Below are 20397 nucleotides of genomic sequence, written 5' to 3'. Positions count from 1 at the left end.
ACAGTAACCCGGACAGATGGCATGCGCGCACCTGTCGGCTATGTGTTCAGGCGGTTTGAGGTTCGAGTACTAGAACCGGGCTGCCCGAAGGGTGTCTGCTACAATCATAAAAGCCCTCCTTCGGCCAATGCTCTTTGGTGTCTAGCGTCAAGTGAGAGGTTGGACATCGACCCAAGCGGGGCTCGTTGTGGCTGCTTCCTTCCGGATCTGACCAGGTTGGCGAGGCGCTCGCCCGCGCCAACCTCTCAGGTGTCGATATAGGGAAAGCTTGAGAAAAAGACAACCCGTCAGAGCGTCAGGCGGATACGCACGAAACCATCCGCATCGGTGCCTAGCACCTGGGGCGAATACACATCCAACTCGCCCAGATGCCTGAGCGCGCCCTGGCCCGTCCTGAGAATCGCGCACGCACCTGATAGAGGCAGAATCGCAAAGGGATAGGGTGCTTGTTCCATCGGATCCGCTGGCAGGTGTTTTGACAAATAGTCCCGCAATGCGCTTTTTATATCCAATGGCGGCAAACTGATCGGTTGAGCGTTCGCAATGAATGGAAAGTGACCGCCGCCGTTGGCCCGGTAGTTGTTGAGGGCCACGACGAATTTCTGATCCGGTCGGAGCGTGTTTCCTTCAAACGTTACATTCTTGATCCGGCCATAGTTCTGATTGATCAGCGTCCCATCCGCGTCAAATCGAGGCGGTTTTGATGGATCGATTTGATAAGATAAGCCAAAGAGAACATCGAAATTATGCCCGGCCCGCCCGGGATTTATCAGGTTGTTTTCTGTACCCGGTGAGACTTGGTTGAAGGTGCCTGCAGACATCTCAAGCCAGTCCAAGACTTGTGCGCCGTTGACCTGTATTGCTCGCAGTTCATTGGGAAAAACATGTAAATCCGCAATATGGCGCAGGCAAATCTCTCCGGCAGGCACGTCAGTGTAGTATCGGGGACCCGAGCGAGCGCCGCACTTGTAAGGGGATGCTGCCGAAAGCATGGGTGGATTTTCCGACGCGGTGCCGCGCAGGAATGGGCGCAGGGCTGCGGCCTGTGCGGCGGCGACCAAAGCAAGCCCTCGGTCAGGTGCGCAAAAACTAAAGTAACTATGCATGTCTTGTGCAACCCGAGCGACGGGTTTCGCCACTGCTGCCCGCGTTTGGGTGTGCCCAGGTGTAATCAGATGGACTATGTCTTGGTCTTCAGGTGCTAAAACCCCAGAGCTGGGGGAGTGGATAGACCGCAACTCAACGCAGTGATCTTCAACGTGCCACTTATTGTCCGAATTGCGAGTTACACTCAGGTCAACAACGCCCAGATGGGATCCGGCAGAGCCTGGCATGATCACAGGCTTGCCATGGACCAGCCCGGCCAAATGATCGACGTGCTGAAGGCTTTCGTGCGTAGAGCCAGGAAGGGTCAAGTGGGTGTGCCCGGCAACAATTGCATCAACCCCGTCGATGGCAGCCAAAGGGATCACGGCGTTCTCCAACCCCGCGCTGGCATGGGTTTGCCCGAGACCTGAATGCGCAAGTGCAACAATCAGATCACAGCCAAGGCCCTGCAGCTTGGTTACAGTTTTTTGCGCCGCACTCAGGATATCTTCCGAGATCACTTTGCCTTGTAAATGGTGTGCTTCCCATCGTGTTGTCTGGGGTGGCAGTACCGAAAAGACGCCCACGCGAATGGCAGTATTCTGTCCGTCCAGCGGCACGACGCGGTCGAGTATCACATGATCCTGCCACCGCTGCGCGGAATTGCCTTGCCGATGCAAGTTACTACACAGAACTGGGCAGGGCGCCTGTGCAAGGATTCGGTCCAGCGCGTTCAGACCAAAGCCAAAATCGTGATTTCCTAGCCCGATTGCGTCGTATCCCAATGCCTCAAAGGCTTGCATCATTGGATGGGTGCCGTCATTTAGCGCCGCCCACTCGCCTAGGGGCGTGCCTTGAAGGGAGTCTCCGTTGTCAAACAACAGGACAATGTCGTCTTCCGCCTGTCGTCTGGCCGCGCGGATAAGACTGGCGGTTCGCGTCAAGCCAAGTGTTGGATCCGGCTTGTCTGAATAATAGTCGAAACTTGTTAGGTTCATGTGCAAGTCGGTCGTCGCTAAAATGCGAATACGCCCGCTTGGTGCCTTGGTCTGAATCGGCCTTGAGGGTCGTTGATTAGATCTCAATTTTCTACTTTTAGATGCTGCTGCTCAACCAAATACAATTAGAAGCATAATGAAGAAATTTTCGAGGCGACCATGAGGCTTTTTTGGCGGCATTGTCCGAATTCGTTGCCGGTGAATTGCGTTGCAACGAGGGCCTAGTCGTGGCAGCCCTGTGCGCAAGATCCAAAGGAAACTCAATGAAAAATGCGGAACAGGTGACTTTCGGCGGCTCTGGCCTGGATCGAGCCGCGCATCTTCGAAGCGACGCAGACAAGCTAACCGCGGCTGCAAGTGATCCAAACGCAAAATGCCTGCTGCTCTGGCGCGGCAAGGTTCTGGTAACCGGTGAAGCCCTGGATCAGCTTGGGTTTGTGCCAATGACACATGTCCTGGTCACCAATGGGCCCGGCGGCATCGTCGAAACGCCGATCTTTCTGGGGCTTGGCGAAAAGGGCGCGCCGTTCTTTGCGGCAGATATTTCGGATTGGACGGCCCACGGGCACGACCTCTCTGCTCTCGGCGCGTTTGTCGACAGGTCCGAACAACAGCACCCTGAATTGCCGGACGGGTATGTGTTTGCCGAATTGCGTCGAATCATGACCCGGCTACCCACTCGGGATGCCGAACTTGCCGCGACTGCCAAGGCTGTTATTGGATGGCACGAAACCCATCGTTTTTGCGCACGTTGTGGTGTTGCCAGCGATTTGTCTCAGGCCGGGTGGCAGCGCAGTTGCCCTTCGTGTAGCGGCCAACATTTCCCGCGAACGGATCCGGTCGTTATCATGCTGATTACCCACGGTGATTCTGTTTTGATGGGGCGTTCCCCCGGATGGCCCGATAAGATGTTTTCGCTGTTGGCGGGATTTGTCGAACCGGGAGAAACGCTTGAGGCTGCCGTGCGGCGCGAAGTGATGGAAGAAGCGGGTGTACCCGTCGGCGCTGTCTCATACCTCTCAAGTCAGCCCTGGCCATTTCCGGCGTCGTTAATGTTCGGCTGTGCGGGTGAGGCATTGTCGCGCGACATTGTCATCGACCCGGTCGAAATCGAAGAGGCAATGTGGGTCAGTAAGACCGAGATGATGCAGGCCTTTGCCGGAGAGCATCCGCAGATATTGCCGGCGCGAAAAGGTGCAATCGCACATTTTTTGCTGCAAAACTGGCTTGCAGATACGCTGGCCTGAGGAAACACTGAGCAGTAACTAAGATCAACAAAAGGCCGACATGCAGTTTTCAGCGCGTGAAGATATCGAAGCCCCCATCAACTCGGTGTTCGACATGGTCGCCGATTTTGAGCGTTTCGAGCGTATGGCGATGCGGCGTGGGATCGATGTGCGGCGCAGCGCAGATAGTTCTGTAGTTACGGCAGGAACAACATGGGAAACCGAGTTCAAGCTGCGCGGAAAGCCGCGTCAGATGTCGGTGCTGATGACAGATTGTGACCGCCCGTCACAAATGAGGTTTGAGGCAACCAGCAAAGGAATGACCGGGATTACGACGGTCGACTTTCTGGCGCTGTCGCAGCGCAGAACTCGCCTGAGCGTAGAGATGTCTCTGGCTGCCAAGTCTCTGCCGGCGCGTCTGTTGCTGCAGTCAATGAAGCTGGGACAATCCCGGTTTCGCAGGCAGTTTCAAGTGCGTCTGGGTGATTTCGCAAGAGAGCTGGAGCAGCGCCATTTGCATGGGTCTTGAGGCCCGTTTTGGGCGGATAAACAACCAGACAGGACCGGGTGTTTGAGCATCGTGATTTTTAGAACTGCGCAAGAAAGTGACGCCGAGGGGATCGCGAGCGTCTTGCAAGATCTTTTCGATGCGGGAAAGAGAAGAAAACCCTGCAGCGCTGAGTTTGTCTTGGGTCACTATATCAGTCATCCTGACAGCATTAGATGTACTCTGGCAGGTGATCAGAGCGGGCGCATACTTGGGTTTCAGTCTCTCAGGCATGCTGTCGCGGACAACCCTTATGACGTAGCCGTTGGTTGGGGCATAATAGGCACTCATATTCGACCCTCGGCTGCCAGGCGCGGCGTTGGACGCGGCTTGTTTGCCCTGACGCTTGATGCTGCACATGGCTTTGACCTGACCTTCATTGACGCAACGATTGGTGCGAAAAACGCTGAAGGCTTAGCCTATTATGAAGCTATGGGCTTCCGGGAGTATCGGCAGTTGGAAGATGCTGTGTCGAAAGTGTATCAGTTGCCGTCCTAAAACTGCGTAGTCGACGGACCTAGTTTCAGCAAGCGGGGTCAGTTGTGTCGCAGATCATATTCTTCCACGGTGCGTCCAGCAGCGGCAAAAGCACGATTGCCCGCGCCTTACAGCAACAGATCGAAGTACCGTTCTGGCATGTATCCATCGACCATTTAAGGGATGCCGGTGTTCTGCCGATGGCCCGGTATGGGACAGAGGACTTTGATTGGCTTTCAGACAGGTCTCCGATTTTTGACGGGTTCCACAAGTCTGTTTCAGCGTATGCCGATGCGGGTAACAACCTGATCCTTGAACACATACTCGACACACCGGGATGGGCGGAAGACCTTAAAACGCGTCTGGAGTCGCATGATGTTCTGTTTGTTGCTGTGCAATGCCCGATTTCGGTTCTGATCAAGCAAGAACGCCTGCGTGGTGAAAGACCCTTGGGACGTGCTGCGCGGGACCAGGAACGTATCCATGAGGGCAGGGTATATGACCTGGAGGTCAACGGAACGGAAGATGTTGCAGCCAATGTGGGCAGGATTCTGACCGCGTGGCGCAGAGGTGAGCGACGGTCAGAATTCAGCCATGAGTAATTGTGGACAGCGTTTAGCCGCGTGGTTGTGTAGCAGGATAAACGCCCAGGATTTCCACATTGGTCGTAAAGTGCTGTAGCTCGTCCATGGCAAGCTGCACATTTTGATCCTCGGGGTGACCCACGATGTCGGCGTAGAACTGCGTCGCCGTGAATGAGCCGTCGACCATATAGCTTTCCAGCTTTGTCATGTTGATACCGTTGGTGGCAAATCCACCCATCGCTTTGTAGAGCGCCGCAGGGATGTTGCGGACCTGAAACACGAAACTGGTGATCATGCCGTGTTCGCCCCTACGCGACTGGTCGGCCTGTCGGGACATGACAAGAAAACGGGTCGTATTGTCGCCGTGGTCTTCAATATTGCGGGCCAATATATTCAGGCCATAGATTTCTCCAGCCAGTTCGCTGGCCAGCGCAGCAGAATGGACGTCGCCGACGTCAGCAACTTCGCGAGCCGCTCGGGCGTTGTCGGGACTGACACGACCGCGGATACCGTGCTTTTTTAGGAAAGTCGCACACTGCGGCAGCAGCACAAGATGGGAATGAGCCTCGGCAATGTCCTCTAGCTTGGCCCCGGGAACACCCAGAAGGTTGATATGAACCCGGACAAAAGCTTCGTCGATGATGTGCAGCCCGCTATGGGGCAAAAGCCGATGAATGTCGGCCACGCGCCCATAGGTCGTGTTTTCAACCGGCAACATCGCCAAATCGGCCTTACCCGCGCGAACCGATTCGATCACATCTTCGAAGGTTCGGCAGGGCAGGGCCTCCATATCTGGGCGCGCGTTGCGGCACGCCTCGTGGCTATAGGCGCCGGGTTCCCCTTGAAATGCGATGCGATTGGTCATTAGGTCGATTCCGTGCAACAAGTTGGCAAATTGGGCGTTTAGTCGCGGTGTCTATACCTTGCCTCTCGTTAGGGGAAGCCTTAGACACCTGCGCAGACAGCTGAAATGGACACGCGATCAATGTTCGACACGATGACAGTTACCAAGGCCGCGGCAGGCCTGTTTGGCACTTTCCTGGTGCTGCTTCTGGCCAAATGGGGGGCGGATATCCTCTATTATGCAGGTGGTGGCCACGGCGATGCTGAGGCCGCATACATTATCGAAACCGAAAGCTCTGGCGAAAGCGCTGACGGCGAAGAAGTAGTTTTTGAGGACATGCTGGCTGCCGCTGACCCTGAGAAGGGGGCGAGAGTATTCCGCAAGTGCACCGCCTGCCACAAGCTGGAAGATGGCGCAAACGGCACTGGTCCTTACCTGTATGCGATCGTTGACCGCCCTGTCGCTTCGGCCAAGGGCTTTACCGGTTATTCTGCGTCAATGCAGGCCCACGGTGGCAACTGGACGCCCGAAGCACTGGACGCCTTCCTGGAACGCCCGAGCGCCTATATCTCCGGAACATCGATGAGCTTTGCTGGCCTGAAAAAACCTCAGGAACGCGCTGATCTGATCGCTTACCTGCAGACAATCGGCAACTGATTGCTTGCTGAAGATTGAAGAATTTCAAAGCCGCTGCCCCTTGCAGCGGTTTTTTTGTCTTAAGAAATCTTCACAAAGCGCTCACGCGTTCTAAACTTGCTACTGTAATCACTGGACCTTTAGCTAGGTTTAGGCGCATTAAGACGTTCCAAGGGGTGTAGGAGACGCGGGCATGACAGTTAGACGCAAGAAACCGGTACAGGGCGGTATGCAGCGGCGGACTGCACTGCAGCTTTTGGGCGGAAGTGCCGTTGCAGCATTGACGCCGAGCGTAAGAGGCGCATTTGCGGCGGCGAGCGAAAGTAGCGACATTATTAAGGCGCACGGGTACTCCTATTTTGGTGACCTTAAGTATCCGGCAGATTTTCCACATTTTGACTATGTGAACCCGAGCGCTCCGATAGGGGGCCAAATCTCGGTGTCTTCACGCGGTACGTTTGATGGGATGAACCGCTTTAACTGGCAAGGTAAAGCGGGCCTTTATTCTGGCCTGATTGCTGAAAGCATGTTCGGCAGCAGTCCGTTCGGGTCTGCCTCACCGGCGGATTCCATTACCGAAGCCTATGGTTTGCTGGCGGAATCCGTTGAATACCCGAGCACCAAGGAATGGTGTATTTTCTATATGCGACCCGAGGCGCGCTTTGCCGATGGTACACCACTGACAGCGCATGATGCTGCGTTCACCCATGATCTGTTTCTAGAACAGGGAATTCGCAGCTATGCGCGTGGCGTTAGCCAGCGCATCGAAGGGTATGAGATCATTGATGACCACACGATCAAATTCAACTTCGTAGATGGAATATCGCGCCGGTCTTTGATCTCGCAGGTTGGTGGCACGCCAGTGTTTTCCAAGGCGTGGTACGAAGAAACAGGTGAGCGACTGGATAAGCAAAGTCTGCAGACCCCCATGGGGAGCGGCCCTTATGTCCTCGATGACTATGAGCTCAATCGATACATAGTCTACCGCCGCAATCCAGACTATTGGGGTTGGCATCTGCCGATCAACGTGGGCCGACACAACTTTGAAACAGTGCGGGTTGAATACTTTGCGGATGACGCCGCTGAATTCGAAGCTTTCAAGGCCGGAATCTATACGTTTCGAGCCGAAGGCAGCACCAAGAAGTGGGCGACAGGCTATGATTTCCCCGCAGTAGAAAAGGGCTATGTTAAACGCGATAGCATCCCAGTAATGGTGCCACCGTCTCCGCAGGGTTTCATTTTCAACATGCAGCGCGAGCCATTCAAAGACATAAAGGTCCGTGAGGCGCTTGGGTTGGCCTATAATTTTGAGTGGACATCGGAGTCGCTTCAATACGGTCTGACCGAACAGCGCCATTCCTTCGCGGAAAACTCTGAAGTTGCAGCCGATGGCTTGCCGACCGAGCAGGAAACAGCTTTCCTGAATTCATTGGGTGATTTGGTTCCAGAAGAGATCTTTACGCAGGAAGCCGTTCGTGCCCACAGTTCGAAAGGAAACCGAACGGTAGATCGCGCCAACAAGCGAACGGCGCTGAGGCTTTTGTCAGAGGCAGGCTGGACGGTGTCGGCGGGTGGCAAGCTTCAGGATGCCGAAGGCAATCCGATGAAAATCACGATTATGCTCTCGGCGTCTACTTCCGATACGGCGGAAGCCATCGTAACGACGTATGCAGCTAACCTGGAGAGCTTTGGCGTCGCTGTGAATGTTGAGAAAATCGACAGCGCTCAGTGGATACAAAGGTATTACGACAAAGACTTCGACATGATTTTTTTCCGCAACCAGTCCTTCCTAGAGGCCGGGACGGGATTGAAGCAGTTTTATGGATCCGAGACTGCGGTGGTGTCATCCTACAACCCACAATCATTGCAAGAGCCGCTTGTGGACGCGATCATCGACGCAGCGCTGGAAACGAAATCCCGCGAAGATGAGATTGCAGCCCTAAAGTCGCTCGACAGGGTGCTTCGGTATTTGCGTATTCAGGTGCCCACTGGGTATGTGGCTGACACCTGGGTCGCCTACTACGATATGTTTGAACACCCCGAGGAACTGCCGCCGCTGGCTGTCGGGCAGTTTGATTTCTGGTGGTTCAATGAAGAGAAATACCAGAAACTGAGAGCTGCAGGCGCGGTGAGGTAACCAGCTTTGGGAGCGTATATTCTTCGCCGGCTGCTGCTGGTCATACCGACATTGCTTGGGATCATGATTGTGAACTTCACATTGGTGCAATTCGTACCAGGTGGACCAATCGAACAAATACTGGCCCAAATGCAGGGTGAGGGCGATGTTTTTGCAGGCTTCGCCGGGGGGGATAATGTTCAAACCGAAGAAACCTTTGGCTCTGACAGCGAGTATATCGGCGCGCGTGGTCTGCCAAAAGAGTTCATCGAAGACTTAGAAAAGGAATTCGGCTTCGATAAACCGCCGCTCGAGCGGTTTTTGAACATGATGGGCAACTATCTGACGCTGGATTTCGGCCAGAGCTATTTCCGCTCGATCAGTGTTATCGATCTGGTTCTGGAAAAGATGCCAGTTTCCATCTCGTTGGGCCTGTGGTCCACATTGATCGCTTATCTGGTGTCGATCCCGCTTGGAATTCGCAAAGCCATCAAAGATGGCACGCGGTTTGATACCTGGACCAGTGGTGCCATCATCGTCGCCTATGCCATTCCAGGCTTCCTTTTTGCAATCCTGTTGCTTGTGCTGTTTGCGGGCGGATCTTATTGGCAGATATTTCCGTTGCGAGGGCTGACTTCGGACAATTGGGAAAGCCTGAGCCTGTTCGGCAAGATCACAGACTATTTCTGGCATATCGCTCTGCCGATCATCGCCCTGACGATTTCGGCCTTTGCGACGCTGACCCTGCTGACCAAGAACTCGTTTCTGGATGAGATCAAGAAACAGTATGTTATGACCGCGCGCGCCAAAGGGCTGAGCGAAAGCAAGGTTCTGTACGGGCATGTCTTCCGCAACGCGATGTTGATCGTCATCGCGGGCTTTCCTGCGGTGTTCATCGGCGTGTTCTTTGGCGGTTCGATCATCATCGAAACGATCTTCTCGCTCGATGGGCTTGGCCGTCTTGGTTTCGAGGCCGCTGTCGCGCGAGATTACCCAGTCATATTTGGTACGTTATTTATCTTTGGCTTGATGGGGCTGGTTGTCGGTATCATCAGTGACTTGATGTATGTCCTGGTCGATCCGCGCATCGATTTTGAGAAACGAGAGGGGTAAATGGCACTTTCCCCTCTCAACCAGCGGCGCTGGCGTAGCTTTCGGCGCAATAGCCGGGCCTTTTGGTCGCTGATCATTTTCTCGGTGCTTTTTGGCTTGTCTTTGTTTGCCGAATTCATCGCGAATGACAAACCGATCCTGGTGAAGTACCGCGGTGAGTTCTACACGCCCATCTTCAACTTCTACGCCGAAACTGATTTTGGCGGCGACTTCCAAACCGAAGCAATCTATCGCGACCCTGAGGTCCGATGCCTGATTGACAGTGGTGGTCTTGAGCAATGCTTTGACGACCCTGACGGCATCATCGAACAGATTGATGCGGGTACATTCCAGGCTGACGGGTTTGAACGTGGCTGGGCCATCTGGCCATTGATCCCGTATTCCTTCAACACCAGCGTGGATCGCCCCGGAGCGGCACCTCTGCCGCCCAACAGCCAAAACCTGCTGGGCACGGATGATACCAAACGGGATGTGTTGGCCCGAGTGATCTATGGGTTCCGCCTGTCGATCCTGTTCACGCTGATCGTGACCGGCGCGGCCAGTTTGATTGGGATCTTCGCCGGGGCCATACAGGGGTTTTTCGGAGGCTGGCTTGACCTGATCTTTCAGAGGATCATCGAGATATGGTCGGCGACGCCGTCCCTGTATGTCATTATCATCATGTTCGCCATTCTCGGGCGAAGTTTCTGGCTCCTCGTAGCCCTGATGATACTTTTTGGATGGACGGGTCTGGTGGGCGTTGTGCGGGCCGAATTCCTGCGCGCGCGAAACCTTGAATACGTGCGTGCGGCACGGGCGCTTGGCGTGGGTAACATGACAATCATGTTCCGCCATATGCTGCCAAACGCAATGGTGGCGACGCTGACATTCATGCCGTTCATCGTGACGGGCACCATCGGCGGTTTGGCCTCTTTGGACTTCCTTGGCTTCGGGTTGCCCTCATCTTCACCGTCCCTGGGTGAAATGACCCTGCAGGCGAAACAGAACCTGCAAGCCCCCTGGCTGGCCTTCACTGCGTTTTTCACCTTTGCCATCATGCTGTCGCTTCTGGTCTTCATCTTTGAAGGCGTCCGCGATGCATTTGATCCGAGAAAGACCTTTTCATGAGCTTGCTGGATGTGAACAACCTTAAGGTCTCGTTCCGGCAGGACGGTCAGATATCAGCTGCCGTCAAAGGTGTCTCATTCACTGTTGATCGCGGTGAAACCGTCGCTTTGGTCGGCGAATCCGGTTCCGGAAAATCCGTGACAGCGCTGTCCACCGTGTCCCTGTTGGGCGACAGCGCGATGGTCGAGGGCTCTGTCAAATATGATGGCCAGGAAATGATCGGCGCCTCGGATCAGCGTTTGATGGATGTGCGTGGCAATGACATCAGCTTTATCTTTCAAGAACCGATGACCTCGCTCAACCCGCTGCACACGATCCAGAAGCAGATGGCGGAATCGTTGGCGCTGCATCAGGGTCTGACCGGGGATGAGGCACGAGACCGGATTATTGAGCTTATGATCAAAGTGGGCATACGTGACCCACAGGATCGGTTGGACAGCTATCCGCACCAACTGTCTGGCGGGCAACGACAGAGGGTCATGATCGCTATGGCACTGGCCAACAAACCCGACATCCTGATTGCAGACGAGCCCACAACTGCGTTGGACGTGACCATTCAGGCGCAGATTCTGGAATTGCTGGCCGACCTACAGAAGTCGGAAAACATGGGGATGTTATTCATTACCCATGATCTTGGCATTGTCCGGCGGATCGCAGATCGGGTCTGTGTGATGAAAGACGGTGAGATCGTCGAAACTGGTCCGACTGTCGAGATTTTTGATGACCCGCAGCATCCGTATACGCGCAAGCTACTTGCGGCCGAACCATCCGGCTCGCCCGACCCTGTGCCCGCTGACGCGGAAGTGGTTGCACAAACTGATCATCTGAAAATCTGGTTCCCGATCCAACGTGGATTTCTGAAACGCACAGTTGGCTACGTAAAGGCCGTCAACGATGCGACGCTGAGTGTGCGCGCAGGCGAGACCCTGGGTATTGTCGGCGAAAGCGGCTCGGGTAAGACAACACTCGCGTTGGCGATCATGCGGCTGATCGCTTCCGAAGGTGGAATCACCTATCGCGATCAGGATGTACGCCGCTGGTCCACGCGCGAGCTGCGGCGGCTGCGCAAGGACATGCAGATCGTGTTCCAGGATCCGTTCGGCAGCCTCAGCCCGCGTATGACCTGCCAGCAGATCATTGCTGAAGGACTGGCCATTCATAACGTCGATCCGCACCGGGCCCCGCGCGATTTGGTGGCCGAAGTAATGACCGAAGTTGGTTTGGATCCGGCCTCGATGGACCGATATCCACATGAGTTTTCTGGCGGGCAGCGTCAGCGTATCGCGATCGCACGCGCGATGGTTCTGCGGCCTAAACTTCTGGTGTTGGACGAACCCACCAGTGCGCTCGACATGACGGTGCAAGTTCAAATTGTCGATCTGCTGCGCGAGTTACAGCGAAAATACGGGCTGGCCTATTTGTTCATCAGCCATGATCTTAAGGTTGTGCGGGCGATGTCGCACAACGTCATCGTTATGCGAAATGGCGACGTGATCGAAATGGGCGCCGCCGAAGACCTGTTTGAAAACGCCCAGACCGACTACACCCGCGAACTGATTGCGGCGGCGGGCTGATAACCCACCGATTCTCCCGTCAGGCGTTGGCTGTTTCCCGTGTTGCGGTTTTAGGCACCGGCCCGCGCAGTTCTTCGTAATGGTCAAAGCTCAGCTTCACCCAACCGGTGCCTCGGGTGGCACTGGCGAGCGTTCGGTGCAGTTCATCTTCGGCCACTGCCGGCAACATGGCGTTGAATATCTCCCAGCCTGCGGCATTTGGGTTGCCCTCAAACCCCAGGATTTGCCCTTGCAACGTGCTGATTGTCGGCACGAGATCGCCTACGAAATCTGATGGCAGATGGATTTCCGCATTCAGGATCGGTTGCAGGACCACGGGTTTGGCTTGCGGCAACGCCTCGCGCACGGCAATTTTACCCGCCGTTCGGAAGGCGTAGTCCGAGCTGTCGACGTTGTGGTGTTTGCCATCGCTCAGTGTGACCTTCACATCGACCACCGGAAATCCTTCCGGACCCTGAACCAACGCGTCTTTGGCGCCATGTTCGACGGACGGGATATAGTTCTTGGGTACCGAACCACCTTTTACGACTTCTTCGAACTGGAACCCTGAACCGCGCGGCATTGGCGCAACCGAGATGACGACATCCGCAAATTGGCCAGCACCGCCAGATTGTTTGCGATGTCGCTGCCGGTGTTCGACGGTCGATTTGATGGTTTCACGATACGCGGTTTCCACCGGGTCGGCTTGGATTTCGATGCCGAAATCCTCGGCCAATTTGGCTGTCACCCGGCGCATATGCTGAGGGCCCTGCGAACCAAGAACCGCGTGTCCGCTCAATTCGTCCTGTTCCATATGCAGGCCCGGATCAATCTCGACCATCCGGGTCAAGGCATTTGAAAGACGTACATCATCACGCTCATGCGCCGGGGATACCACTTGCCGATGCCCAGCCGGGTGGGGTTCTGCCCATTCCGGGAGTGGCGTGGCCGAAGTGCTGTCATAAAGAAAGCCGGGGTTGAGGTGATCGGATTTCACCGCCAACCCGATGTGTCCAGCCCCCAAAGCGCTGATCTGGGTTTTGGCATCCAACGTGGTCAGATTGCCGACTGTCTCCCCGCCCAAAGCTTCATGCGCCTTTACACCATCACCCAGACCACGCAGCACGACGATCTTGCCGATGTGCTTTTTGACATCCGCGAAACCCGCAATAGAGCGGGCACTGTCCGCCGCCTCATCCCGGCCTGCTGCGATGTCAAACTCCGGGGCTTCATGCCGTAGTGCTTTCATCAGCCGGGTCAGACCATTGCCGTGGCTGGCCGCGCCCAGACAGGCTGGAATCAGTTGGTGGCTTTGCAACACTTGTGCGGCAAGGTCGTAGATTTCGGCGCTTGGCGGCTGCTTGTCTTCGATCAGTTGCTCTAACAAATGGTCGTCGTAATCCGACAGGGTTTCGAGCAACTCGGTACGGGCTTCCTGTTCGCGGTCTTCCACGGATTGCGGCAGCTCGATCAGGGCCGAGGGTTGCCCCTCCTGATACTTCCAGGCCCGTTCCGAGATCAGATCGACAGCACCTATGATCGTACCGCCATCACGGATCGGCACCTGACGAAGCGTGATATGGTGGCTGCAATAGGTTTGCAGTGCCGCGATGATGTCACGGATTCGTCCACTTGGGCTGTCCATCCGGTTGATGAACAAGAAACAGGGAATACCGGCTTCTTCGACCAGGCGCAGATAAGGGGCACATAAAACGGCGGCATCGGGGTCGGGTGGAACCACAATGACGGCTGCGTCCGAGATCGCCATGGCCGGGCCGACATACGCCAGCGCATCGCCACCACCATCCACGTCAACCGCGCACCACGGCTCGTCCAAATAAGAAAAACCGTGCAGGTGCACGGTTCCGGATACGTCGAACGTGGCGGGCCGGCCATCGAGGCGGCTGATGGCCTCGACCAGTGTAGACTTGCCCGATTGACTGGGCCCGAGGACGGTAAAAACGCGCATAGGTGCTGTCCCTCTTTCAGGTTGCAGAATGGATGCACGAAAGGAGTTGTCGAGCGCGTCAGCGTCGGCATGGATCGCCTGTAATCTAGCCTGCCTCAGGCTGTGGGGTGGTCAGTTTCCCCACGTCTTTAGTGTGGAGAAAAGCCAGGGCGTACGTCAAGCCCCGGTTCAGGAATGCTGCAGAGTGGCCGATATCGGCCCGCCCAATTCTGGTCAGATCGCCGAGCTGTGCCCGGCTTTGCTGAGATCATAAGCATCAAAGCTGCGGGCGATCATCCTGGTCAACGGGCGCGCCTCGGGCGGAACGAACAGCCCGTCCTCGTCAATGCGCAACAGTCCATCAAAGGTCGCGTTCGCGGCGCTATACATACCGTGTAACTCGGCAGCGGAGATATCGTGGTCCCGCAGGATCTCGGCTGTGTCGATCTGGAAATCGCACATCAGAGCCTCGATCAAACGCGCGCGCAAAACGTCCTGACCTTCGAACAGATGGCCGCGCGAGGTCGAAAACTGACCGTTGCGGATTGCTTTCGTGTGAGCAGACGTCGCCGGAGCATTCTGTGCGTATCCTTGCGGAAAGCGAGAGATTGAGCTGGCCCCAATCCCGATCAAAACTTCGGCCTGATCGTCAGTATAACCTTGAAAATTGCGTTTCAAACGACTCGCACGCAAAGCGTGGGTCAGGCCATCGTCATTTGTGGCAAAGTGATCAATTCCGATTTCGGCGTAGTTGTCCCACATAAACAGCCGCCGCGCGGTATCGAACAACTCCAGCCTTTGTTCAGGTGTGGGAAGCGCATCAGACGGGATCATCTGTTGCCGCTTCGCCATCCAGGGCACATGCGCGTATCCATAAAGCGCAACCCGATCGGGGCTGAGCGACAGCAGCTTTTGCACGCTTTCCGTCATCCGCGTTTTGGTTTGGTGCGGCAGGCCATACAGAATATCGGCGTTCAGGCTGCTGATTCCTCGGGCTCGGATCATATCGATCGCGTCACGTGTGGTGTCGTAGCTTTGGACGCGTCCGATGGCCTTCTGAATCTCATCATCGAAATCCTGAACGCCAATTGACGCACGGTTCATTCCCGCGTCGGCCAGCGCGTCCAGTCGCGCGTTGTCAATTTCATTTGGATCGATTTCGACCGAGAATTCTGCGTTTGGACCCATTGGTACGATGCCCAGAATGTGCTGTGCCAGATCGCGCATCAATCCCGGGTTTAGCAACGTCGGGGTGCCGCCACCCCAGTGCAGGCGCGACAGGACCACACCGTCTGGCAAGCGCTCGGCTAGCAGGTCCAGTTCTGCTTTTAGAACATCCACGTAGGCGATCACTGGATTGTCTGTTTGTGTTCCCTGCGTCCTGCAGGCACAGAACCAGCACAGCCTGCGGCAGAATGGAACATGGATATACAGTGAGATCTCGCTGCCCGGTTTAATCCCCGAAATCCAGTCGCCAAAACGACCCGCCCCCACGTCATTGTTGAAATGCGGGGCGGTGGGATAGCTTGTGTAACGCGGGACTTTCGCGTCAAATAGTCCAAGCTTTGCCAATTGTGGTTTCACTATCATATCGATACCCTTAGGTGAGATACGACTTAGCGACTTTGACAGAGATCAAGTGGAAACGCGCATGACCGTGAAGGCCCAATTTGACCACACCAATTGCGAGGGGTGCCCGATCCGGCATCGGGCTGTGTGCGCGCATTGTGACACTGATGAGCTCGAAGAACTTGAGGGCATCAAGTATTACCGAAGCTTTGAGGCCGGGCAGACAATCATCTGGTCAGGGGATCAGATGAGCTTTGTCGGGTCTGTCGTGTCGGGCATTGCGTCGTTGACACAGACCATGGAAGACGGCCGAACGCAGATGGTGGGCTTGCTGTTGCCAAGCGATTTTGTCGGTCGTCCTGGCCGCGAGACTGCCCCTTACGATGTGCAGGCAACAACTGACGTTGTGATGTGCTGTTTTCGTAAAAAGCCGTTCGAAGACCTGATGAACTCGACACCTCATATTGCGCACCGTCTGTTGCAGATGACGCTAGATGAATTGGATGCAGCCCGCGAATGGATGCTCGTGCTGGGGCGCAAAACCGCGCGTGAGAAAATCGCCAGCCTTTTGTCGATCATAGCGCGCCGGGATGCGTCGGTCAGTCAGAAGGCTCAGTCTGGGCCAATTGTGTTCGACCTGCCGCTGACGCGTGAGGCAATGGCAGATTATCTTGGCCTGACTCTGGAAACGGTAAGCAGACAGATATCAGCTTTGAAACGGGACAGTGTGATTTTGCTGGAAGGCAAGCGGCACGTCACGATCCCGGATATGGCGCGGTTGATGGACGAAGCTGGCGACGATTCAGATGGTGGTTTTTTGGTTTGATTATGTTCCTGCGTGACCCCGAACTGCAGCCGTGATCTACTGGTCGGGATGAAACGAATATCAGGAGCAGCGCATGACATTCAGTAGCCTATTGGCCATGATTTTGATCGGTGCAATCGCCGGTTGGCTGTCGGGCAAGATCATGGAAGGCCGGGGTTTTGGCCTGATCGGAAACATAATCGTCGGGATCGTCGGGGCCTTTCTTGCGGGTTTGATTTTCCCGGCACTTGGGTTCGCTGTGGGCGGCGGCTTGATCTCGTCGATACTGTTTGCCACGGTCGGAGCCGTGATCTTGCTGTTCCTGATCGGATTGATACGACGCTGATAGACAAGCCGCCTTGTCGGGCGGCTTGTTGAATTTCTCAGATCAGTGGGCGAGGAAGACAGGCACGACCGACTGTTCCAGCATATTGCGCGTTGCGCCGCCCAGAATGGCCTCGCGGAATCGCGAATGGCCATAAGCCCCCATGATGATCAAATCCGATTCGGTGTCTAACGCGTGACGGTTCAGAATGTCGGACACTCGGGTCATGGTTTTGCTGAGCACTTCGATCTCGCATTTCACGCCGTGCCGCGCCAGCATCTGGGATAACAGTCCACCGGGATCGGACCGATCCGGGCCATGGCGCGGAGGGTCGATCACCACGATATGCGCCAAGTCAGCGTGTTTGAGGAAGGGCAAGGCGCGGCGAATGGCTCGCATGGCTTCGACGCTCTCGTTCCAGGCAATCATCACTTTGCGCGGCACAGAAAACGGCTCGGCGTCGTTAGGAACCACCAGAACAGGCGCGTGACCTTCGAACATGGCCGCTTCGATTATCGGCTCTGCCTCGGCACCCCGATCCTCACCATAGGGATGGGGAAGGACCACCAGATCTGAGAACCGTGCCCTGTGTGCCACATGGCGCCCGATATCCGCAATTTGCGCAACGCCGTTTTCAGCAGACCAGCGAATACCGGTTTTTCCCAGAAAAGCCTTGGCGAAATTCAGCACCTCATCCGCTTCGGCGTTGGCACGGCTTAGCGTTTCCTGAAGGATCAAAGCGTTGGCGCCAGCATAGTAATAACCGGTCTGACTGCGATCCACGCCCAGACATAGCGCTTCGGCGTGGGCATCCTGTGCTTCGGCCAATGCCGCCAGCTGAGCCAATGCTGCCTGAGCTGTCTTTGTTTCGGTCATAACTGTGAGAAGAGATTTGTAGCCCATATCGACCTCATATTTTGAGCATTTGGTCCCATGCGACCAGGTAACCCATCCATCAGCTTATGCGTGTCATAGATTTCGGGCTATTGTCTTGACACAGATCAAAGCAGCATTGGTCGCTGTCCGACAAAACAGCAACCAGACAAAAGGGTCTTGCGCGGCGAGGGAATCGGAATCGTGTGAGGCAATTCAAAGGGACGCAAAATGTCGAATTACATCAAGCTGATCGTGCTTGGGCTGGTCGTGCTGTTCGCAGCGATCGGGACCAACTACGCACGGGATTTGGCGTATCAGGTGCATGCGGTACTGGTGATGTTGATTGCCGGTGGACTGTTCATCTGGACGCTACGCAACACTGATGAGCCAGATATCCTTGTTGACCGCTCGTCAGAGTACATGGATAACGTGATACGTTACGGCGTGATCGCGACGGCCTTTTGGGGTGTGGTTGGGTTCCTAGCCGGAACTTTCATCGCGTTTCAGCTGGCTTTTCCTGAGCTAAACTTTGAATGGGCGCAGGGGTACCTGAATTTTGGGCGCCTGCGGCCCCTGCACACTTCGGCCGTGATTTTTGCCTTTGGCGGCAATGCACTGATCGCAACCTCGTTCTATGTGGTTCAGCGGACCAGTGCAGCGCGCCTTTGGGGCGGCAACCTTGCGTGGTTTGTTTTCTGGGGATACCAGCTGTTCATTGTCCTGGCCGCGACCGGCTATGTGTTGGGCGGTACCCAATCCAAGGAATATGCCGAGCCTGAATGGTATGTAGATCTGTGGCTGACTGTCGTGTGGGTGGCTTACCTTGCTGTCTATCTGGGCACGATCGTCAAGCGGAAAGAGCCCCACATCTACGTGGCAAACTGGTTCTATCTGGCCTTTATCGTCACCGTCGCGATGCTGCATCTGGTCAACAACATGACCGTCCCTGTCAGCATCTGGGGTTCGAAATCCGTTATCGTCTGGTCGGGTGTGCAAGACGCCATGATCCAGTGGTGGTACGGTCACAACGCTGTGGGCTTTTTCCTGACTGCGGGCTTCCTGGGGATGATGTACTATTTCATCCCGAAGCAGGCCGAACGTCCGGTGTTCAGCTACAAGCTGTCGATCATCCACTTCTGGGCATTGATCTTCCTGTATATCTGGGCCGGTCCGCACCACCTGCATTATACCGCGCTGCCTGACTGGGCTTCGACGCTGGGCATGGTGTTCTCGATCGTGCTGTGGATGCCGTCCTGGGGGGGTATGATCAACGGTCTGATGACCCTGTCGGGTGCATGGGACAAACTGCGCACCGACCCGATCATCCGCATGATGGTGATCTCGGTGGGCTTCTACGGCATGTCCACTTTTGAGGGTCCGATGATGTCGATCCGCGCGGTCAACTCGCTGAGCCACTATACGGACTGGACCATTGGTCACGTGCATTCGGGTGCGCTGGGCTGGAATGGCATGATCACCTTTGGTGCTCTGTACTTCCTCGTGCCTGTTCTGTGGAAGCGCGAGCGCCTTTACTCGCTACAAATGGTCAGCTGGCACTTCTGGCTCGCGACCATTGGCATCGTTCTGTATGCCGCGTCTATGTGGGTCACCGGTATCATGGAAGGCCTGATGTGGCGGGAAGTGGATGCCAACGGCTTCCTGGTGAACTCGTTTGCCGACACCGTCGCCGCCAAGTTCCCGATGTATGTGGTCCGCGGTCTGGGTGGGGTTCTGTTCCTCGCTGGCTCGGTGATCATGTGCTACAACCTGTGGATGACTGTACGGAAAGCGCCGGCCAAAGAGGCCAGCCTGACCGTCGCGGTCCCGGCTGAATAAGGAGGGCCGGAGCAATGGCAATTCTCGACAAACATAAGATCCTCGAGACCAACGCGACCCTCCTGCTGATCTTCAGTTTTTTGGTCGTAACCATCGGTGGCATCGTGCAGATCACCCCGTTGTTCTATCTTGAGAACACAATCGAGAAGGTGGAGGGCATGCGCCCTTACACCCCTCTCGAAATGGCAGGGCGTGACATTTACATCCGCGAAGGCTGTTATGTCTGCCACAGCCAAATGATCCGTCCGATGCGGGATGAGGTCGAACGCTATGGCCACTATTCGCTGGCGGCTGAATCGATGTATGACCATCCGTTCCAGTGGGGATCGAAACGCACCGGGCCAGACCTGGCACGAGTCGGTGGCCGCTACTCAGATCAGTGGCATGTGGACCACCTGCGCGATGCGCAATCCGTAGTGCCGGAATCGGTGATGCCCAAATACGGCTTCCTCGAAAACCGCAGGATTGACGGCAGATACATCGGCGACGTCATGGCTGCGAACGCTCTGGTCGGGACACCTTATACCGATGAGATGCTCGAAAACGCAGCGCTGGATTTCCGGGCGCAGGCCGATCCAGACAGCGACTATGATGGCCTGTTGGAGCGCTATGGCGAAAAGGTCAATGTTCGGAACTTTGATGGCCAGCCCGAGCTGACCGAAGCCGATGCACTGATCGCTTACCTGCAGATGCTGGGTACATTGGTCGACTTCTCGACCTTCACCCCAGATGCAAACCGTTAAAGGAGGGT

At 55.7% G+C, this 20397-nt stretch carries 18 protein-coding genes and 1 other RNA gene; 13 read left to right on the top strand and 6 right to left on the bottom strand.

Annotated features, from left to right (window positions below; translation table 11 throughout):
• Positions 1 to 149 precede the first annotated feature (149 nt).
• Both ffs and Q1B13_RS23280 read right to left on the bottom strand, forming a co-directional pair.
• Positions 150 to 248: signal recognition particle sRNA small type (gene ffs, locus Q1B13_RS23285), an RNA gene on the bottom strand.
• Positions 249 to 287: 39 nt separating this feature from the next.
• The gene (locus tag Q1B13_RS23280) at positions 288 to 2171 is read right to left on the bottom strand and encodes a bifunctional 2',3'-cyclic-nucleotide 2'-phosphodiesterase/3'-nucleotidase (protein WP_299084743.1); all 1884 of its coding nucleotides are present in this window, start codon (positions 2169 to 2171) and stop codon (positions 288 to 290) included.
• A gap of 176 nt (positions 2172 to 2347) precedes the next feature.
• Here Q1B13_RS23280 and nudC point away from each other — a divergent pair, with 176 nt between their 5' ends.
• The 4 genes from nudC to Q1B13_RS23260 are packed head-to-tail and all read left to right on the top strand — an operon-like array spanning position 2348 to position 4936.
• Positions 2348 to 3331 (top strand): NAD(+) diphosphatase, encoded by a 984-nt coding sequence (gene nudC, locus Q1B13_RS23275; protein WP_298937784.1) that lies wholly within the window; start codon positions 2348 to 2350, stop codon positions 3329 to 3331.
• A 40-nt stretch (positions 3332 to 3371) separates the two neighbouring features.
• Positions 3372 to 3839 carry an SRPBCC family protein gene (locus tag Q1B13_RS23270; RefSeq protein WP_298937785.1) on the top strand — a complete coding sequence of 156 codons (468 nt, stop codon included), beginning with the start codon at positions 3372 to 3374 and terminating at the stop codon, positions 3837 to 3839.
• Positions 3840 to 3890: 51 nt separating this feature from the next.
• The gene (locus Q1B13_RS23265) at positions 3891 to 4355 is read left to right on the top strand and encodes a GNAT family N-acetyltransferase (RefSeq protein WP_299084771.1); all 465 of its coding nucleotides are present in this window, start codon (positions 3891 to 3893) and stop codon (positions 4353 to 4355) included.
• A gap of 44 nt (positions 4356 to 4399) precedes the next feature.
• Positions 4400 to 4936, top strand: coding sequence for a chloramphenicol phosphotransferase CPT family protein (locus Q1B13_RS23260; protein WP_299084741.1), 537 nt, complete (start codon positions 4400 to 4402; stop codon positions 4934 to 4936).
• A 13-nt stretch (positions 4937 to 4949) separates the two neighbouring features.
• Here Q1B13_RS23260 and Q1B13_RS23255 read toward each other — a convergent pair whose 3' ends face one another.
• On the bottom strand, positions 4950 to 5783 hold the full coding sequence (locus tag Q1B13_RS23255) for a prephenate dehydratase (RefSeq protein ID WP_299084738.1): 834 nt from the start codon (positions 5781 to 5783) through the stop codon (positions 4950 to 4952).
• A 120-nt stretch (positions 5784 to 5903) separates the two neighbouring features.
• On the opposite strand from Q1B13_RS23255, the gene Q1B13_RS23250 reads away from it, so the two are divergent.
• The 5 genes from Q1B13_RS23250 (at position 5904) to Q1B13_RS23230 (ending at position 12308) form a co-directional block, all read left to right on the top strand.
• Positions 5904 to 6419, top strand: coding sequence for a cytochrome c family protein (locus Q1B13_RS23250; protein ID WP_298937820.1), 516 nt, complete (start codon positions 5904 to 5906; stop codon positions 6417 to 6419).
• A gap of 172 nt (positions 6420 to 6591) precedes the next feature.
• Entirely contained in the window at positions 6592 to 8535 is a 1944-nt protein-coding gene (locus Q1B13_RS23245; RefSeq protein WP_299084735.1) for an extracellular solute-binding protein, read from the top strand.
• 6 nt (positions 8536 to 8541) lie between these two features.
• A complete protein-coding gene (locus tag Q1B13_RS23240) occupies positions 8542 to 9627 on the top strand; it encodes a microcin C ABC transporter permease YejB (RefSeq protein WP_298937790.1) in 1086 nt (361 codons plus the stop codon).
• Positions 9628 to 10734: an ABC transporter permease gene (locus Q1B13_RS23235; protein ID WP_298937791.1), complete on the top strand. Its 1107-nt coding sequence runs from the start codon at positions 9628 to 9630 to the stop codon at positions 10732 to 10734.
• Complete coding sequence (locus Q1B13_RS23230; RefSeq protein ID WP_299084731.1) at positions 10731 to 12308, top strand: ABC transporter ATP-binding protein; 1578 nt, start codon at positions 10731 to 10733, stop codon at positions 12306 to 12308. Before Q1B13_RS23235 ends, Q1B13_RS23230 begins: the two co-directional genes overlap by 4 nt.
• 19 nt (positions 12309 to 12327) lie before the next feature.
• On the opposite strand, the gene Q1B13_RS23225 is transcribed toward Q1B13_RS23230, so the two are convergent.
• Entirely contained in the window at positions 12328 to 14256 is a 1929-nt protein-coding gene (locus tag Q1B13_RS23225; RefSeq protein WP_299084728.1) for an elongation factor G, read from the bottom strand.
• Positions 14257 to 14469: 213 nt separating this feature from the next.
• Entirely contained in the window at positions 14470 to 15825 is a 1356-nt protein-coding gene (hemN, locus tag Q1B13_RS23220) for an oxygen-independent coproporphyrinogen III oxidase (protein WP_299084726.1), read from the bottom strand.
• Between the two features lie 61 nt (positions 15826 to 15886).
• On the opposite strand from hemN, the gene fnrL reads away from it, so the two are divergent.
• Together fnrL and Q1B13_RS23210 are read left to right on the top strand one after the other, a co-directional pair.
• Positions 15887 to 16630 carry a transcriptional regulator FnrL gene (gene fnrL, locus Q1B13_RS23215; protein ID WP_298937795.1) on the top strand — a complete coding sequence of 248 codons (744 nt, stop codon included), beginning with the start codon at positions 15887 to 15889 and terminating at the stop codon, positions 16628 to 16630.
• A 73-nt stretch (positions 16631 to 16703) separates the two neighbouring features.
• On the top strand, positions 16704 to 16955 hold the full coding sequence (locus Q1B13_RS23210; protein ID WP_298937796.1) for a GlsB/YeaQ/YmgE family stress response membrane protein: 252 nt from the start codon (positions 16704 to 16706) through the stop codon (positions 16953 to 16955).
• A gap of 42 nt (positions 16956 to 16997) precedes the next feature.
• Here the strand turns inward: Q1B13_RS23210 and Q1B13_RS23205 are convergent, their stop codons facing one another.
• Positions 16998 to 17837, bottom strand: a complete 840-nt coding sequence (locus Q1B13_RS23205; RefSeq protein ID WP_299084724.1) for a universal stress protein — start codon at positions 17835 to 17837, stop codon at positions 16998 to 17000.
• Between the two features lie 201 nt (positions 17838 to 18038).
• On the opposite strand from Q1B13_RS23205, the gene ccoN reads away from it, so the two are divergent.
• Together ccoN and ccoO are read left to right on the top strand one after the other, a co-directional pair.
• Complete coding sequence (gene ccoN, locus Q1B13_RS23200; RefSeq protein WP_299084722.1) at positions 18039 to 19646, top strand: cytochrome-c oxidase, cbb3-type subunit I; 1608 nt, start codon at positions 18039 to 18041, stop codon at positions 19644 to 19646.
• A 14-nt stretch (positions 19647 to 19660) separates the two neighbouring features.
• Entirely contained in the window at positions 19661 to 20389 is a 729-nt protein-coding gene (gene ccoO / locus Q1B13_RS23195; protein WP_298937799.1) for a cytochrome-c oxidase, cbb3-type subunit II, read from the top strand.
• The last annotated feature ends 8 nt before the right edge of the window (positions 20390 to 20397 follow it).

Source organism: uncultured Ruegeria sp., assembly GCF_947489545.1.
Taxonomy (GTDB): Bacteria; Pseudomonadota; Alphaproteobacteria; order Rhodobacterales; family Rhodobacteraceae; genus Ruegeria.
The sequence above is the reverse complement of the archived record's forward strand: the minus strand, read 5'-3'. Positions and strand labels throughout refer to the sequence as shown.